Origin of the sequence: Marilutibacter spongiae (genome assembly GCF_014145325.1) — a bacterium.
In the GTDB taxonomy this organism is placed as follows: domain Bacteria; phylum Pseudomonadota; class Gammaproteobacteria; order Xanthomonadales; family Xanthomonadaceae; genus Marilutibacter; species Marilutibacter spongiae.
Genome location: NZ_JACHTF010000005.1, coordinates 158168 through 171872 on the forward strand (window position 1 = coordinate 158168; position 13705 = coordinate 171872).

General features: G+C 69.6%; 12 protein-coding genes. All 12 read right to left on the reverse strand.

Features of this window, described 5'->3' with window-relative positions:
• Positions 1–21: 21 nt before the first annotated feature.
• Positions 22–1341 carry a dicarboxylate/amino acid:cation symporter gene (locus tag H4F98_RS06305; protein ID WP_182685957.1) on the reverse strand — a complete coding sequence of 440 codons (1320 nt, stop codon included), beginning with the start codon at positions 1339–1341 and terminating at the stop codon, positions 22–24.
• A 63-nt stretch (positions 1342–1404) separates the two neighbouring features.
• Positions 1405–3135 carry a BatD family protein gene (locus H4F98_RS06310; protein ID WP_246372929.1) on the reverse strand — a complete coding sequence of 577 codons (1731 nt, stop codon included), beginning with the start codon at positions 3133–3135 and terminating at the stop codon, positions 1405–1407.
• On the reverse strand, positions 3132–4922 hold the full coding sequence (locus H4F98_RS06315; RefSeq protein WP_182685959.1) for a VWA domain-containing protein: 1791 nt from the start codon (positions 4920–4922) through the stop codon (positions 3132–3134). Before H4F98_RS06315 ends, H4F98_RS06310 begins: the two co-directional genes overlap by 4 nt.
• Positions 4919–5944 (reverse strand): vWA domain-containing protein, encoded by a 1026-nt coding sequence (locus H4F98_RS06320; protein WP_182685962.1) that lies wholly within the window; start codon positions 5942–5944, stop codon positions 4919–4921. The genes H4F98_RS06315 and H4F98_RS06320 overlap by 4 nt, the downstream gene beginning before the upstream one ends.
• Complete coding sequence (locus tag H4F98_RS06325) at positions 5941–6399, reverse strand: DUF4381 family protein (protein ID WP_182685964.1); 459 nt, start codon at positions 6397–6399, stop codon at positions 5941–5943. The genes H4F98_RS06320 and H4F98_RS06325 overlap by 4 nt, the downstream gene beginning before the upstream one ends.
• A 2-nt stretch (positions 6400–6401) precedes the next feature.
• The gene (locus H4F98_RS06330; protein WP_182685966.1) at positions 6402–7343 is read right to left on the reverse strand and encodes a DUF58 domain-containing protein; all 942 of its coding nucleotides are present in this window, start codon (positions 7341–7343) and stop codon (positions 6402–6404) included.
• A gap of 5 nt (positions 7344–7348) precedes the next feature.
• Positions 7349–8359 carry an AAA family ATPase gene (locus H4F98_RS06335; protein WP_182685968.1) on the reverse strand — a complete coding sequence of 337 codons (1011 nt, stop codon included), beginning with the start codon at positions 8357–8359 and terminating at the stop codon, positions 7349–7351.
• Between the two features lie 199 nt (positions 8360–8558).
• Complete coding sequence (locus H4F98_RS06340) at positions 8559–10514, reverse strand: type IV pilus secretin PilQ (RefSeq protein WP_182685969.1); 1956 nt, start codon at positions 10512–10514, stop codon at positions 8559–8561.
• A 17-nt stretch (positions 10515–10531) separates the two neighbouring features.
• Positions 10532–11026: a pilus assembly protein PilP gene (locus H4F98_RS06345; protein WP_182686041.1), complete on the reverse strand. Its 495-nt coding sequence runs from the start codon at positions 11024–11026 to the stop codon at positions 10532–10534.
• Between the two features lie 65 nt (positions 11027–11091).
• Positions 11092–11760: a type IV pilus inner membrane component PilO gene (locus H4F98_RS06350; RefSeq protein WP_182685970.1), complete on the reverse strand. Its 669-nt coding sequence runs from the start codon at positions 11758–11760 to the stop codon at positions 11092–11094.
• The gene (locus H4F98_RS06355) at positions 11757–12590 is read right to left on the reverse strand and encodes a PilN domain-containing protein (protein WP_182685971.1); all 834 of its coding nucleotides are present in this window, start codon (positions 12588–12590) and stop codon (positions 11757–11759) included. Before H4F98_RS06355 ends, H4F98_RS06350 begins: the two co-directional genes overlap by 4 nt.
• Positions 12590–13648, reverse strand: a complete 1059-nt coding sequence (locus H4F98_RS06360) for a type IV pilus assembly protein PilM (protein ID WP_182685972.1) — start codon at positions 13646–13648, stop codon at positions 12590–12592. The genes H4F98_RS06355 and H4F98_RS06360 overlap by 1 nt, the downstream gene beginning before the upstream one ends.
• Positions 13649–13705 lie beyond the last annotated feature (57 nt).

Here is a 13705-nt window from a genome sequence, read left to right on the forward strand (position 1 = left end):
CGTCCGCCCGGGCGCCAGCGTTCAGCCTGGCCGGCTGGCGGCGCGGGCTTCGGCGGCCGCTTCACTGCGGCCGATCACCACCGATCCGGCCATGTCGCCGCCGACATTGACGACGGTCCGGCACATGTCGAGCAGGCGGTCCACGCCGAGGATCAGGCCGATGCCCTCGGGCGGGATCTTGAACATCACCAGGATCATCGCGATGACCGGGAGCGAGCCACCCGGCACGCCGGCCGCGCCGATCGAGCCCAGGATGCACATCACCAGGATCATGACCTGCTGGAACAGGCTCAGGTCGACGCCGAAGAACTGCGCCAGGAACAGCACCGTGATGCCCTCGAACAGGGCCGTGCCGTTCATGTTGGCGGTGGCACCCAGGGTGCAGACGAACCGGGCGACGCGGCGCGGTACGCCCAGGGCTTCCTCGGTCACCTTCAGCGTGGTGGGGAGGGTCGCGCTGGACGAGGACGTCGAGAAGGCCGTCAGCAGGGCGGGTTCCGCGCCGCGGAAGAACGCCCTCGGCGACATCCCGCCGAACAGCTTGAGCAGGATCGGGAACACCACGAAGAAATGGATCGCCAGGGCCAGGATCACCGTGCCCACGTAGCGGGCGAGCTGCACCAGCACGTCGACGCCCAGCTTGGCGGTGATGGAGAACAGCAGCGCGGCGACGGCGTACGGCGCCAGCTCGATGACCCAGCCGATGAGCTTCAGGCAGATGTCGTAGATGCCCTGCACGGTGGAGACGAAGCTGCGGGTGCCGTCGGTCTGCAGCACCGTCGCGGCCACGCCGAACATCAGTGCGAAGAACATGACCGCGATGAGGTCGCCGTTGGCCGCGGCGGCGACCGGGTTCTTGGGCACGATGTTGAGCAGGATGTCGATGCCCGAGACGCCCTCGCGCTTGCTGGCGACGTCCGCCGCGCGCTCCGAGCCGGCGGCCAGCAGGCTCTGGCCGACGTCCTGGGACAGGCCCGTGCCCGGCTGCAGCACGTTGACGCAGACCATGCCGATCAGCACCGCGAAGGCCGTCACCACGAGGATCCAGACCAGCGTCTTGCCGCCGATGCGGCCCAGGGACTTGGCGTCGCCGATCTCGACCACGCCCAGCACCAGGGCGGAGAAGACCAGCGGGATCACCAGCATGAACAGCAGGCGCAGGAACAGCTGGCCCACCGGGTCGGTGACGTAGTGGATGAGGGCGTCCACCCAGCCCGCCTCGCCGATGAAGAAATTGACCAGCAGGCCGGCGCCGGCACCGACGATGAAGCCCAGCAGCATGCGCGTGTGCAGGGACAGGCCGGGGCCGCTGGAGGTGTGCGAGGCGTTTTGATCGGTCATGGTGCGATTCCGTCGGGACGCGGCGAGCTTATCAAACCGGGCACCCGCGCCCGCCTGGACCGCTCAGCGCTGCGGATAGAGTGGCGGCAGGATCGACTCGCCGGCGGCGTGTCCGGGCACCGTCCAGCGGGGACCGTCGGCGAAGGCCTCGCGCAGCAGTGCCCGCGCCGACGGCCCGTCGCCATCGCCCCAGCGCGCCTGCTGCATGGCCTCCAGCGCCCGTCGCTGCGCAGGATTGTCGAGGCGTTCGAGCAGCGCATCGACGCTCTTGACCGGCGGTTCCGCCATCGCCCCGAGCACCTGCACGAAATCTTCGAAACTCCCTGTGTCGAGCGCCTTGCGCAGGGCCGCGGGCGTGGGACGCGCTCGCGCGTCCGGCGCATGCGCGGAGGTCGGACCACCGGCGGGGGTCGCCGGGCGCTGGTGGCGCCAGTGCAGTGCCAGCAACAGGGTCAGCAGCCACAGGACGGCGAACAGGACGGTGGCCGCCACCCACGCCGCGCGGTCCCCTTGCATGCCCGGCAGCGGGAGCGCCGCACTTTCAGCGGGTGCAATGGCGCCATCGCCTGGCCGCGCGGTCGAAGGCCCGGCGCCCGCGGGAATCGACGGCAAGGCCGCCGTTGCCGCGGGTGGATCGAATCCCGCGGCGCCCGGCTGCACGTTCCATTGCAGCGGTGGGAGACGTGCCTCGCGCGCCTCGCCCGCCTTGACGTCCCACCAGCCCATCCTCACGCCGGACAGCGCGACGGCGCCGGTCCTGCCGGGCACCAGCGAGAAGCTGCGCGTGACGGTGGCGCGGGGCCGGCCATCGACGAAGCGCTCATCGACCTGCGCACGTTCGGGGAAGACCTGCACGCCGTCGCTCGGCGGCAGTTCGAGCTCGGGCATTTGCGCGCCGGTGGCGCCGTCGGCGACGGCCTCGACGGTCAGCGTGGCCGCGAGACCCTGCCGCAATTCGGCCGGATTGGCGCGATAGCGCAGCTTGAGATCGTGCAGGGGCAACCAGGGTTGCGGTGCCTTGTCCGGGACCGGTTGCACCTGCAGGGTGCGCGGCCCCACCTGGGCTCCCAACCTGCCGCCGCGTCCACCGCCGAACATGTCGTCGAACAGGCCGCTCGTGCCCCGCCCCTCGAAGCTGGCGCCGGGTATCTCCAGCGGCCCGCTGCGCTCGGGTACCAGCATGAAGCGCCGCTCCACGATCTGGTACTGGCGACCGTTGATCGTCCGCGAATACTGCGCGTCGTCGCCGACGCGCTGGAACGACGCGCCCTCCGGCGCCGGCTGGTCCAGGGTGCCCGAGACGATCGGGACCGCCGAGAACAGGCGGACGACCCAGCCCACCGATTGCTGCACGTAGGGGCGTGTGTCATCGGGCACGCTTTCGATGAAGACGTCGCCCCGCGCCTGCGCCGGCGTCTGCTGCGGCGCCGGCTCGACCACGAGGGTCAGCGGTGCCGTGCGCTCGTTGCCGACCGACAGCGCCGGGATCGTCAACACACCATCGCGCAGCGGCCGCAGGGCCACCGCGAAGAGGGTGTAGGACGAGGTCTGGCCCGTGCCGCCGGAGAAGCCGCGCTGGCTGGAATGCCCACTGAGCCGGAAATCGCCTTCCAGCGGCGAGTAGTCCGGCGCCGAGGACAGCAGGCCGGCCTCCACGTTCAGCGTGACCGTCTCGCCCAGCACGATCCGGTCGCGGTCCAGCCACGCGCGCGGCGCGGCGGATGCCATCGTCGCGAACAGCATCAACATGAGCCATGCGCCCCAGCGCACGCGGGTCCGAGTCTCGGGTGTCATTCGTCCCAGTCTCCCTGTCGACGACGGCGTTCGTGTTCGATCCTGAATTTCTCGCGCAGCAGGCCGCCCGGATCGTCGGGCACGCGCCGCAACCAGGCCTCGTTGGCGACGCGACGTTCACGTTCGGCGGGGGTTTCTCCGGCCGGTCCAGCGAGCGGTTCGCCGTCGTCGCCCGGCTCGCCACCGTCCGCCTGGCGTGCCTGCCCCAGGGCCTGCCGCATGCGCTCGCGCTGGGCGGCGTCGGCTGCGTCCTGCTCGGCGGAACCCTTGGCTTCCGGCGCCTCCGGCGTGGAGCCTGTCGCCCGGCCCTCGTCGGCATCGTCGGGCCGGGGTGCCGGGCCCTTGGGCGGGTCGTCCCCGGCCTGCTGCCGTGACGGCGCGCCGTCCCCGCCGTCGTCGCCCGACGACGCCTCCTGTCCGCCGGACGGGTCCGACTGCGACGAGGGCTTGCCGTCCTGGCCGCCCTCGCCCTGGCCACCCGTGCCCTCGCCATCCTGCTTCCGCTTCACGGCCGCCTCGACGGCGCGCTTGTTGGCGATGGCGTCCTCCATGCCGGGCTGGATCGCCAACGCCCGGTCGTAGGCTTCGATCGCCTGCTGGAACTGCCCGGCCTTGGCCAGTGCGTTGCCCCGGTTGTAGTGGCCATCGGCCGATTCGACGCCCGCATAGCCGCTGGCCGCGCGGGCGTAGTCGCCCTGCCGGAAGGCGTTGGCGGCCTCGACCATTCGCTTGTGCTCGACCTGGTCGTCGCGCCGCCACCAGTCCGCGGCCTGCGCGGGCAACACCGGCAGCCACAGCACGAGCGCCAGCGCGGCGACGGCCGCTCCCCTGCGGAAGGCGAACAGCGCCAACAGCATGAGCGGCGGGATGAGCCAGAAGCCTTCGTCCTGCCAGGTGCGCCCGGCCTCGCCATCCTCGCTGACCGCATCGCCCGGACCGGGCGACAACACGCCGAGCGCCCGCAGGTCGGCCTCATCGGCCGCGAGGCCGACGTAGCGACCGCCGCCGCGTGCGGCGACCGCCTGCAGCCGGGCCTGGTCGAAGCCCGCGACCCCGGTATCGCCATCGACGGTCCGGTACGCCACCCCCCCTGCCCGGCCGATACCCAGGACGCTGGTCTCGAAACCGCTCGAGCGCGCCTCGGCGGCGGCCGCGGCCGCGTCGGCATCGGCCTGGCCGGCAAGCAGCAGGATCTGGCCGCGCTCGAAGCCCGCCTGGCGCATCAAGCGCGTCGACCAGGCGATCGCCCGGCTGGCGTTCGCACCGTCGCGCGGCATGATGCTTGGGGACAAGGCATCGAGGAACAGGGCCAGGTTGGCCGCATCGTCGGTCAGCGGCGCCACCGTGTAGGCATCGTCGGCGTACACCACGAGCCCGACCGGGCCATCGCCGCGAAGCTCCAGCAGCCGCGCCAGTTTGGCCTGGGCCTGCGCGAGGCGCGAGGGCGGCGGGTCGGCCGCGGCCATGGCGCTGGACAGGTCGAGCGCGACCATCAGCGGCACCTGGCCGCGCCAGAGCGGTTGCTCGACCTGCCGCCAACTGGGACCGGCCAGGGCCATGACCGCCAGGACATACCCCAAGGCAGCGAGCCATGGGCCTGGCTGGATGCGCCGCCCGACACGGGCGTCCAGCAGATGGGGGAGCAGGTGCGGATCGACGACGTCGTGCCAGACATTGGCGCGGCGGCGGCGCACGATCCACAGCGCGGCCAGGACCGGGAGCGCGAGCAGCCCCCACAGCCACTCGGGGCGGAGCAGGTGCAGGCTGGACGGGTCGAAGCCGTTCATCGGCGCCACCTGGGCGGCCACAGGAAGGCCAACAGCCCCATCGACACCGCCAGGCCGAGCGGCCATGCGTAGCGTTCGATGCGCGGGCGCACGGCCGGGCCGGGACGCTCCACCGGTTCGAGACGGTCGATCTCGGCATAGATCCCCGCCAGTTGCGCGGTATCCCGCGCGCGGAAGAAACGCCCGCCGGTTTGTTCGGCGATGCGGCGCAGGGTGGCTTCGTCGATCTCGTCGCCACCGCCCGGCATCGGCAACTGGAAACCGAACACGGACATCGCCCCGTCGCCGCCGAACGCCACGGTGTGCACGCGCACGCCATGGTCGTGCGCCAGTTGCGCGGCCTTTTCCGGCTCCAGCAGGCCCGCGGTGTTGACCCCATCGGTCAGCAGGATCAGGACGCGCTGGCCTTCGGGCTGGTCGCGCAGTCGCTTGACCGCCAGGCCGATGGCATCGCCGATGGCGGTTTCCTGGCCGGCGAGGCCGACGACGCTGTCCTGCAACTGCTGGCGCACGGATTCGCGGTCCGGGGTCAAGGGCGTCAGGGCATAGGCACGACGCCCGAAAACCAGCAGCCCCACGCGGTCGCCGCTGCGACGGTCGAGGAAGTCGGCCAGCACCGCCTTGGCCGCTGTGAGACGGTCGACCGGTCGCCCCCCCAGTTGCATGTCGGGCTCGTCCATGCTGCCGGACAGGTCGAGGGCCAGCATCAGGTCGCGTCCGGACTGGGGCGGCTCGACGGCTTCCCCCAGTTGCTGCGGGCGCGATGCGGCCAGGCACAGGAGCATCCACGCCAGCAGCAAGAGCGGACTGGGAAGACGGCCCGCGCGTCCGCGGCCCGGCGCGTCGGCCAGGCCGGCCAGGCGGCCCAGCCGGGGCATCCGCACCGCGGGCGACGTCGATCGCGTGGCAGGCAACACCCACCAAGCCAACAGCGGCAGCGGCAGCGCCCACAGCCAGGCCGGCCATGCCAGCGCGATGGCGCCGGGATCGAAGGCGTCCATGAACGAGGCGGCGAAGTTCATCGCACCTCCATCCATTCCACGAAGCGCAGCCGCGCGGCGCGGGCGACGGCCTCCACCTCGCCGGGGTCTGGATCGGGACGGAAGCTGCCGTCGAGCAACAGGTCGCCCAGATGACCGGAGAAACGCGGCGGCTGCACGCCCTTGTCCAGGCAGCGCCGCCAGGCCTCGCCCTGCAGGCGGTCGGCGTGGCGCTCGTGCCGGCGCGCGGCACGCCGGAGCAGCTCGGAAATGGCCGCCAGGCGCGCGGCGGCGTCGGGTGCGTCGGCGAGGGCCGTGTCGAACAGGCGTTCGATCCGTCGACGACGCTTCTTGCGCCAGGCATGCCAGGCCCATGCGGCGATGCCGCAGGCCAGGATCGCCCCTGCCAGCAGCCACCAGCCAGGTGCGGGGGGCCACCAGCCGGGCGCGGGGGGCTGGTGGATGTCGCGCAGGACGATGGTCGCCAGGCCGGTCATGCTCAGGCCACCTGGTGCCAGGGAAGGCCCAGCAGCGGCAGCCAGGCATCGCTGCCGTCGTTCGTCGACAGCGCCGCCACGCGCACGCCGCGCGCCGGCAACTGGGCCAGCGCGGTGGCGACCGGTGCGCCGAAGCACTCGCGCCAACGCGCACGCACCCGTTGCGTGCCCAGGTCGAGTTCAAGACGGGATGCGCCCTCGCCCGCGCCGTCGGCCAGCGGCAGCAGCGCCTTCGGCGGCGAAACCTCCAGCGGGTCGACCAGCATCAGCAGGATCACCTCGTGGTGCTGTGCCAGCACCGGCCAACGCTGCGCCGGCGTGTCGGCGACGCTGCCAGCGTCCGCCAGCACGATCAGTCGCGAACCCGGGCGAAGTAGGCGTTGGGCATGGTCGAGCGCCATGCCCAGCCCGCCGTCGTCCGAAGGAGGACGCGCATACCAGCGCACCAACGCATCGAGGGTGCGCAGGACGCCACGCGTACCCGCCGCCGGTGGCACTGGCGGCTCGTGCAGGCTGCCGCGCAATGCGGCGATGCGGTCGCCGTCGCGCGCGGCGACCCAGGCGGCGATCGCGCCGGCACGGGCGGCCTGGACCGACTTGAACCGCACGCGCGTGCCGAAATACAGCGCCGGCGCGGTGTCGCCGACGATCAGGGTCAAGCGCTCGCGCTCGGCCTGGAACATCTTGGTGTGGGCACGACCGGTGCGCGCGGTGAGCTTCCAGTCGATGTGGCGCGCATCGTCGCCGGCCACGTATTCGCGGGACTCGGCGTAATCCATGCCACGGCCCCGCAGGGGGGACAGTGCCGGACCGGCAATGCCGTGGCGTCCGGACCTCGGCGTCCGCCTGGCGCCGGCGAGCGACTTGAGTGACAGCAGTTCGGCAAGGGTAGGCGCGATACCGTCCCCGGCCGGCTGCGCCTGCGATGGACGTGCCCTGGCCATCGTCGTCAGGGCAACGGAACCTGTTCGAGCAGCGCGTCCACGAGCCGCCCGCCGTCCCAGCCCTCGGCCGTCGCCTCGTAGCTGGGCAGCACCCGATGGCGGAGCACGTCGGGTGCGACCTCGCGCACGTCGTCCGGGGTGACGTAGTCGCGTCCCGCCAGCCAGGCGTGGGCACGCGCGCAACGTTCCAGCGCGATCGAGCCGCGGGGGCTGGCACCCCAGGCGATGCGACGCCCCAGGTCGGCGTCGTAGCGCGCAGCGTCGCGCGAAGCCAGCACGATCTCGACGAGATAGCGTTCGACCGCCGGGGCCACGTGCAGGTCGAGGACAGCGGCGCGTGCATCGAAAACGTCGCCGATGGGCATCCTGTCGACGGCCTCGGGTACGGCGCGCATCGCGTCGCGGGCCCGATCGCGGGCCAGGCGCAGGATCTCGGTCTCGGCATCCACCTCGGGATAGGCGATCCGCACGTGCATGAGGAAACGGTCCAGCTGCGCCTCGGGCAGCGGGAACGTGCCCTCCTGCTCGATCGGGTTCTGCGTGGCCATGACCAGGAACAGCGCAGGCAGCGGATAGGTGGCGCGGCCCACGGTGACCTGGCGCTCACCCATCGCCTCCAGGAGCGCGGACTGTACCTTCGCGGGCGCCCGATTGATCTCGTCCGCCAACAGGATCGGGTGGAAGATGGGCCCGGACTGGAATTCGAAACGGCCATCCTGGGGACGCCACACTTCGGTACCGGTCAGGTCGGCGGGCAACAGGTCGGGCGTGAACTGCACGCGGGCGAAGTCCGCTTCCAGGCGCGACGCCAGCGCACGGATGGCGCTGGTCTTGGCCAGGCCGGGCGCGCCCTCGACCAGCAGATGCCCGTCGGCGAGCAACGCGATCAGCAGCCGCTCGATCAGGGCCGACTGACCCACGATCTCGGCCGAGAGGGCATCGCGCAGGGCCTTGAACGCGTCGTGCAGGCGCGCCGTCGCACCTTCGGGCGGCGCTGCCGGGGGAATGCTGTCCATTCGATCCTCGAGTTTCTTGTGTACGGGCAACTGTCCAGGCGTTCGACCAGTGGACGGCCGGATTGGTTCCAGCCTGCCCCGGCCACCATTCAGCCGGTCTACCCGCCCAAGCATTGCACAAACGAAGAGAGGGCCTTGCGGCCCTCTCCACATTTATCGCCGTTGCCGGGTCGTCGTGTCCGACCCGAGCCGAATCGGATCAGCGCTGTTCGACGCGCAGGACCTTCGGCGTGACCATGATCAGCAGCTCGGCCTTGTCCTTGGAACGTCCCTTCTTCTTGAACAGGTTGCCCAGGAAGGGGATATCGCCCAGGAAGGGGACCTTGCTGATGTCGCTGCGATCGCGGAACTCGTAGACACCGCCGACCACGACAGTCTGCCCATCCTCGACCAGGATGGCGGTGTTCACTTCGCGCTTGGCGATCTGCGGCACGCTGCCGATCGACGTGTCGGTGAAGCCTTCGACCTCGTCTTTCTTGATGGCCATGTTCAGGAACACGCGGCCGTCGTGGGTGATCGTCGGCGTCACCTTGAGCTCGAGCAGCACGTCCTTGAACTGGACGTTCGGGATCGGGATGCTGTTGCCGCCCTGCTGGGGCGAGATGGTCACGTAACCGACTTCCTGGCCCTGGCGGATGACCGCCTCGCGCTGGTTGCTGGTGACGACGCGGGGGTTGGAGATCACTTCGCCGCGACCCTCTTCCTGCATCGCAGACAGCTCGACGTCGAGCGCATAGCCGGCGTTCAGGATCGACAGTGCGACGGAACCGGCGGGGTTGGTGACGCCCAGGTTGCTCATCAGGCTACGGGTGACGTCGAAGGTGCGATCGCCGCTCATCACCGCGTCGGCACGCGAGGACGCGTTGTCGCCCGATGCTCCGATGTCGCCGCCATAGCCCAGGGAGCTGCGGTCGCCATCCTTGCCCGAAGCGCCGCTGATGCCGAACCGGGCGCCAAGTTCACGCGCGAACGTGTCGGTGGCGATGACGACCCGGGCCTCGATGACGACCTGGTCGACCGGGCGATCGATGACCTTGATCAGCTCGCGCATCTGCACGACTTTCTTCGGGATGTCGCTGATCATGAGCGTGTTGGTGCGCTCGTCGGCGACGAGGCGGCCGCGCGGCGAGAGGAAACCGTTCTCGTCGCTGCCCGAGCCACCCTGGCCGCCACCCTGGCCGCCGATGCCCTTGGCTTCGGTCAGGGCTTTGAAGATCTGCGCGGCATTGTGGTAGTTGATCTGCACGTATTCGGTGACGAGGTCGACGCGGTTGTCGAGCGCGATACGCGCGTCTTCCTTGTCCTGCTCGTACTTCGCGATCTCGGCCTGCGGCGCGATCCAGATGACGTTGCCGCTGCGGCGCTTGTCGAGCCCCTTGGCCTGCAGGACGATGTCCAGCGCCTGGTCCCACGGCACGTTGATCAGGCGCAGGGTGACATTGCCCTGCACCGTGTCGGCGGCGACGACGTTCAGGCCGGACTCTTCCGCGACGAGCTGAAGCACCGTGCGCACCGGGACGTCCTGGAAGTTGAAAGTCACCGGGCGGCCGGAGTAGCCGCGGCTGGAACCCGTGCTGCTGGTGGCGCCAACGGCGCGACCGGCGCCGACCGCGCCCGTGGCCGCGGTCGAAGCGGTCGCGGCACGGGGCACGATCTCGACGATGTAGTCGCTGCCGGTCTGGTAGGCCATCGACTCGAAGTTGCCCCGGGTATCCAGGGTCAGGAGCGTGCCGCCGCCCGAGCGGCGCGCATCGATGCGCTCGACCGGGGTCGCGAAGTCGGTCACGTTCAACGGCCGCTGCAGGCTGGCGGGCAGCTCGGCGTTGCCGACGTTGATGGTGACGGTCGAACCCACGCTGCGCAGGTCGGGGCTGGCACCCTCGCCGCTGAAGCTCAGGATCAGGCGCCCGGCGCCACCGTCGCCTCGCTTGAAGTCGATCTTCGAGACTTCGATCGCTCCAGGCAGGCGCTTGGCCGGGTCCACGCTGGGCGCGGGCGCGACGGACTGGCCTGCAGCCGGCGCCGCGGCGGGCGCCTGCTGGGCATGGACGGCACTGAAGGCCGCGATAGCGCCCACCGCGATGCCGACACCGGCAGTGCGCAGGAGCATTGAGCGCCGGGCGGGCCGCGGGCTGTTGGCGTTGTTAACGGTCATCGTGCTATCCCCCAAACTCATTGATCTTCCAATGCAACGGACGCCGGGCGTTCAAGCCAGCCACCCGCGCCATCCGGCACCAGTTCCACCAGTTCGATGCGGTCTTCATGGACGCTGGTCACGCGACCGTCGCTTTGACCCATGTACGCACCGGGCCTGACGCGGTATGTCACCTTGTCGGGCGCCATCACCAGGGCGACGATGCCACTACCGGCCCCCAGGGTTCCCACCATGTCGAGGCTGTCGAGCGGGAACTGCTCCAGCGTCTGCTTGCGACGGGACGAGTCCGGTCGCGGGCCACTGCCGCCATCCTGGTCGCGGAACGCGCGACTGAACGGATCACGCAGGGCCTGGGCGTTGTACTCGAAGCTCTCGAACTGCTGCATGACCGGGAGCGGATCCAGCGGCGGCGCGGGACGCGCCTTCACTTCGTCGATCCACTTCTCCAGGTTCGGGGCTTCCCCGGGCGTGCTGGTGATGCCACGCGAGCACCCGGCCAGGGCGACGAGCATCAGGCCCGCCGCGATGGCGCGAGAGAGAGTGTGGTGGCTCTGCATACGTGCTGCACTGCGCATGCTCAGGACCCTCCCATGGTGTTGTCCTGGCTCGCTCCCGCTTCCTGGTCGGCGACTTCGTCCTCATCCAGGTAACGGTAGGTCTTCACGGTGCCGACCAGTTCCAACGGACTGTTGGACGTGATCACCGCGTCCGTGCCGCCTCGCGGCTTCAGGGAGATGTCATGCATGGTCATGATGACCACGCGGGGCAACGAAGCCACGCCGCTGACGAAGGCACCGAACTGGTGGTAGGTACCCACCATGCGCAGCGCGATCGGCTTCTCGGCGTAGAACTCCTTGGGCTGTTCCGCACCGGGCTGGAACAGCTCGTTGTTGATGCCAGTGGCGAGCGCCGTCTGCGAGATGTCGACGATCAGGTCCGGCATTTCGGTCTTGCTCGGCAACTGCCGCAGCATCTGCTGGAGCTGCTGTTCCATCTGTGCGAGCTGCTGCTTGAGCGGTTCGAGATTCGCGGCACGACCCTGCTTGGTCTCGAACTCGCCGCGAAGTTCCTTCTCGGTGCGCTCGAGTCCCGCGAGTTGGTCCTTCTTGTCGCTGACGAAGAGGTACCAGGTCAGGCCGACGATGAGCAGGCCGATGATCACGCAGAAGCCGATCTTGGCCTGCTTGGGCCAGGAGCCCATATTGTTGAAATCGAGCTCGCGAAGGGACATTTTCTTCTGGCTCATGACGCAGCTCCCGTGGCAGGCGCGGCGGCTTCGGTACCCGCCGCGTCGGTCGTATCAGCGTCTGCCGCAGGTGCACCGTTGCCTCCGGGCGCCGGCGCCGGGTAGGCATCCGAGCCCTCAGCCGGGGCAGCGGCGTCGGCACCGTCCGCGGCAGGCGCGGCGCCTTGCGCGTCGACGGGTGCGAGCAGCGAAGGAGCTTCCTCGCCTTCGCCACCTTCGACGGCGGCATCGCCAGTCATCGCCGCAGGCTGGTCCGGAATCCCGTCACCGTCCTCGTCGACCGGCGCGTTCGGGTTGGCAAGCTGCACCTGCAGGCTGAACTCGTAGGGCAAGCCCTTGTCCGAGCCCTTCGCTTCGATGATCGACAGGTCGGGCTTGGTCATCCAGCCAGACCCCTCCAGGTTGCGCATGTAGGTACTGACGCGTGAGTTGGACTGCGAGCGCCCGGTCAGGGTCAGGGTCTGCGCATCCTGCTTGATCGCGGTCAGGACCACGCCATCGGGGATCGTGCGGACCAGCGAGTCGAACAGGTGCACCATCTGCGAACGGTTGGCCTGCAGTTCCTCGATGACTTCCTTCCGCGCGAGCAGCTTGCCCTTCTTCCGGTCGAGTTCCTCGATCTCGGCGATCTGCTTGTCGACCTCGACGATCTGGGCCCGCAGGTAGTCGTTGCGCGTGTTCTGACCGCTGATCTGGCCGTTGTAGTAACTCACGATCAGGAAGGACACGATGACCGCGGCGAGCGCCGAAAGCGCCGCCATGACACCGAATTCCTTCTGTCGCTGCTTGCGCCGCTCGGCGCGCCACGGGAGCAGATTGATCCTTGCCATCAGTCGAAGCTCCTCAATGCCAGGCCGCAGGCGATCATGAGCGCCGGCGCGTCCTGCGCCAGGGCATGTGCCTGGACGCGCGGGCCGAGGGTCATGTTCGCGAGCGGGTTCGCGGTCACGGTCGGAACGCCGAGCTGCTCCTCCACCATCTGGGCGATGCCCGGGATCGAGGCACAACCACCGGCCAGGACGATCTGGTCGACGCGATTGAACTCGCTACCGGCATAGAAGAACTGCAGGAGTCGGCTGACCTGTTGCGCCGTGGCTTCCTTGAAGGGCTCGAGCACCTCGACCTCGTAGCTCTCGGGAAGGCCACCCTGCCGCTTGGCCAGGCCGGCCTCCTCGTAGCTGAGGCTGTAGCGCCGCATGACTTCGTCGGTGAGCTGCTTGCCGCCGAAGACGTTCTCGCGGTGGTAGATGCTGCGGCCCTTGCGGATGACATTGAGCGTCGTCATGGTCGCGCCGATGTCGATCAGGGCCACCAGCCCGTCGCGCGCGGCGCTGAGCTGTTCCGCCATCAGGGCGAAGGCGTTCTCGACCGCGAAGGCCTCGACGTCCATCACCCGCGGGATGAGGCCGCCCAGCTCCAGGGCAGACGCCCTGACCTCGACGTTTTCGGCGCGGGACGCGGCAAGCAGGACCTGGACCGTCTCGCTGGTCCCGGGGGTCGGTCCCAGCACCTCGAAGTCGAGGTTCACTTCCTCGATCGGATACGGGACGTAGTTGACCGCCTCCAGCTCGATGGCCGACTCCATGTCGTCGTCGTCGAGGTCGGCCTGCATCGGGATCACCTTGGTGATCACCGACGAGCCGGCCACGGCGGCGGCGGCATGCCGGGCACGGGTCCCGGAGCGCGCGACGGCCCGCTTGATGGCTTCGCCCACCGCCTCGACTTCGACGAGGTTCTTCTCGACGACGGCGTTGGGGGGCAGAGGTTCAACCGCGTAATGGTCCACGCGATAGCGATTTCCCGACCGCGAAAGCTGCAACAGCTTCACGGCAGTCGAACTGATATCCACACCGACGAGCGCCGGCTGGCTTTTTGTGATGACACCCACGATTTTCTCCCCATACCACAAGCGCTTACGCGCACTTCGTGTGGCCCCGTCTTAGAT

Coding starts and splice junctions, on each gene's coding strand:
- H4F98_RS06315 (WP_182685959.1), bottom strand. CDS start 4,922: ATGAACGGCTTCGACCCGTCCAGCCTGCACCTGCTCCGCCCCGAGTGG.
- H4F98_RS06320 (WP_182685962.1), bottom strand. CDS start 5,944: ATGAACTTCGCCGCCTCGTTCATGGACGCCTTCGATCCCGGCGCCATC.
- H4F98_RS06345 (WP_182686041.1), bottom strand. CDS start 11,026: ATGCTCGTCGCCCTGGCCGGGTGCTCGCGTGGCATCACCAGCACGCCC.
- H4F98_RS06330 (WP_182685966.1), bottom strand. CDS start 7,343: ATGGCCAGGGCACGTCCATCGCAGGCGCAGCCGGCCGGGGACGGTATC.
- H4F98_RS06305 (WP_182685957.1), bottom strand. CDS start 1,341: ATGACCGATCAAAACGCCTCGCACACCTCCAGCGGCCCCGGCCTGTCC.
- H4F98_RS06355 (WP_182685971.1), bottom strand. CDS start 12,590: ATGGCAAGGATCAATCTGCTCCCGTGGCGCGCCGAGCGGCGCAAGCAG.
- H4F98_RS06350 (WP_182685970.1), bottom strand. CDS start 11,760: ATGAGCCAGAAGAAAATGTCCCTTCGCGAGCTCGATTTCAACAATATG.
- H4F98_RS06335 (WP_182685968.1), bottom strand. CDS start 8,359: ATGGACAGCATTCCCCCGGCAGCGCCGCCCGAAGGTGCGACGGCGCGC.
- H4F98_RS06325 (WP_182685964.1), bottom strand. CDS start 6,399: ATGACCGGCCTGGCGACCATCGTCCTGCGCGACATCCACCAGCCCCCC.
- H4F98_RS06340 (WP_182685969.1), bottom strand. CDS start 10,514: ATGACCGTTAACAACGCCAACAGCCCGCGGCCCGCCCGGCGCTCAATG.
- H4F98_RS06310 (WP_246372929.1), bottom strand. CDS start 3,135: ATGACACCCGAGACTCGGACCCGCGTGCGCTGGGGCGCATGGCTCATG.